2 protein-coding genes are annotated in these 2,801 nt (G+C 65.5%); both read left to right on the top strand.

Annotated elements, in window-relative coordinates; all coding sequences use genetic code 11:
- The coding region (locus tag VL973_RS01600; RefSeq protein ID WP_325282286.1) for a glycosyltransferase family 2 protein at positions 1–834 on the top strand (834 nt) is incomplete at its 5' end.
- An 11-nt stretch (positions 835–845) separates the two neighbouring features.
- Positions 846–2,504 carry a glycosyltransferase family 39 protein gene (locus VL973_RS01595; protein ID WP_161786542.1) on the top strand — a complete coding sequence of 553 codons (1,659 nt, stop codon included), beginning with the start codon at positions 846–848 and terminating at the stop codon, positions 2,502–2,504.
- Positions 2,505–2,801 lie beyond the last annotated feature (297 nt).

Raw genomic sequence — 2,801 nt, 5'->3', positions numbered from 1 at the left:
CGCCACCGCACCAACCGCGGTCTCGCCGCCGCATTCCGCTCGGGCATCGATGCCGCGCTCGCGGCGGGCGCCGACATCATCGTCAACACCGACGCCGACGGTCAATATGTCGGAGAGGATATCGCCCGGATCGTCGCGCCGATCCTCGACGGCCGCGCCGACATCGTCGTCGGCGACCGCGGCGCCGCCGACAATGCGCATTTCGGCCCGGTCAAGCGCCGGCTGCAGGAACTGGGCAGCCGGGTGGTCCAGCGCCTCGCCAATGTGCAGATTTCGGACGCCGTCAGCGGCTTTCGCGCGATCAGCCGCGAGGCGGCGCAGCGCATCAACATCACGACCGAGTTCAGCTATACGACCGACATGCTGATCCAGGCCGGCCGCAAGCGGCTGTCGATCCTGAGCGTGCCGATCCGTACCAACGCCACGCTGCGCCCGTCGCGTCTGTTCAAATCGATCCCGCGCTTCATCGTCAACACGGGCATCACGATGGCGCGCGCCTACACGACCTACAACCCGCTGCGCGCCTTCGTCGGCCTCGGGTTGGCCATCGCTTTCGTCGGCGTCGTGCCGATCGTCCGTTTCCTGATCTTTTTCCTGCAGGGCGGCGGCGACGGGCACATCCAGTCGCTGGTGATCGGCGGGGCGCTGCTGGTGCTTGGCGCGATGGTCGCGGTGATGGGCCTGCTCGCCGACCTGATCGCCGCGAACCGCAAGCTGATCGAAGCCGGCCTCGTCCGCCTGCACAAGATCGAGGCGCATCTGGATATGGCGACCGGCAGCGCTGCCGATCCGGTTTCCGGCGAGGTGAGAACCAAGCGTCGGGCCGAACGCTGAACATGGCATCGGTGGCCGATCGGCGAGGTTTCGCGGCGAGACTGCCGCGCCCGACCGCCGCGCAGCTATTATGCGCGATGCTGGCCTTCGTGCTGCTGCTCCAAGTCGAGCTCGTGTTTTCCAAAAGCGTGAACTGGGACGAATTTTTCCATTTCAGCCAGATTCACCAGCATCTGCTCGGGCGTCCGGCGCCATGGCTGCAGGCGCCCTTTGTCGCGCTGTTTTTCTGGGTGCCCGCGCTGCCCGGCGACAATATCGACCATATCCAGCTTATCCGCCTTCTGATTCTTCCGTTCGAAATCGTCACGATCGCGATGATCGCGGGAATGGTGCGCCGTTTCGCCGACCGCGAAACGGCGCTGCTTTGCGGTCTGATATATGCGACCGGTGGCTATGTGTTCTTGCACGCCTTCGCGCTGCGCGCCGACATGATCGCGGCGGCGCTGCTGATGACGGCGCTGTGGCTGATCCTTTGCCGTCCGCTGCGTGGTGGCAACATCGCCTTGATCCTTTTGCTTGTCGGATTGGCCTTCGTTTCGACAATCAAGGCGGTGCTTTATGCGCCCGCCTTTCTGGGCGTCCTGCTGTTCCGGCTGGAGCGGCCGGGCCATCGCCGGGCACTGGCGAGCGCAGCCATTCTGGTCTTGCTGGCAGGCTTGGCGCTGCTCTGGCTGGCCCCGCATCTGCCGGCGAGCGGGCCGGTCGGCGCGTTGCGCGACATCGGCGATCTGGGTCGCGCTTCGATCGACCGCATGTTTTCGGGCGGCGTCTTTCCCCAAGGGGTCTGGCTCGCGCTGCAGATCGTTTTCGCCCCGCTGCTGTCGGCCGCAATCTTCGCGGCGATCCTTCATGCCTGCTGGCCGGGGCGCGAGCCGATGGAGCGCATCCTCTTTCTCTCGCTCCTCGCGCCGCTGGCGACGGTGGCGATCTATCGCAACGCCTTTCCCTATCATTTCGCCTTCATCCTGCCCCCCGCCGCGGTCGCCATCGCGCCGGTGGTGGGCTGGCTTCGGCGGCGCTACGGGGTGGTCGCGGTTTCGTTCCTTCCGCTCGCCGGCGCGCTATTGTTGTCCTTGGGTCAGGACCGCGAGGTGCTGTCCAGCCAGCGGGCGATCCAGACCGGCATCCAGACGATATTTCCCGTGCCCGTCGCCTACATCGATAACAGTGGGATGGCGGGAAACTTTCCGCGTGCGGTCAATCACTTCGCCAGCGGATGGGGGCTGGATAATTACTATAGAGCGGGCGAACCGATTTACAGCGAGGCTTTGGCGGCTGAGCCGGTCCCGATGCTTCTGGCCAATAATGTGGTGCTGCGGAGCCTTTTTCACGACACGCTTTCCGGCGGCCGTCTTCTGCCCGCAGACGACGAGATCCTGCGCGAGAATTATATTCCACATTGGGGACGGGTGTTCGTTGCCGGAAAGGCCATCGCGAGGGGTGAACGGCCGCTTGCGATCGCGATCGCTGTTCCCGGACGCTATACGGTCGAGGGCGGGGGCATCGCCATCGATGGGGAATATTATCCCGCCGGAAGCGTGGTCACGCTAGCGAGAGGTATGCACAGCGTCGCGGGGAGCCGCGGCGTCGACGTGACGCTGCGTTGGGGCGATCATCTGGCCCGGCCGGCCTTTGCCTGGCCGAGCGGGCGCAGCTTTACGGAGTATTGAAGGGATCATGGACCAGCAGGGTGAAGCACCGAGCCATGTCGGTGTGGCGAAGTGCCGGAAAGGCGTCGCATGACGTCGCCGGCGATCAAGACGCCCGACCTCCGCGTCGGAAAACTTCCCGACGCCGGCTCGCTTTTCTGGCCGATGGCGGGGATCGTGCTGGCCCGGCACTTACACGGTGCGCGATGCGAGCATCACGATCGGCGACCGCGCGTTCGCGCCCGGGCAGTTGGTCCGTCTCGATCGCGGCGACTATCGGGCGTCGACCGCCGGAGCCTCGGGTGCGCGGCTGATCTG

This window comes from Sphingomonas sp. (assembly GCF_035490575.1).
Lineage (GTDB): Bacteria > Pseudomonadota > Alphaproteobacteria > Sphingomonadales > Sphingomonadaceae > Sphingomonas.
This window is presented reverse-complemented; position numbering and strand designations above follow the sequence as displayed.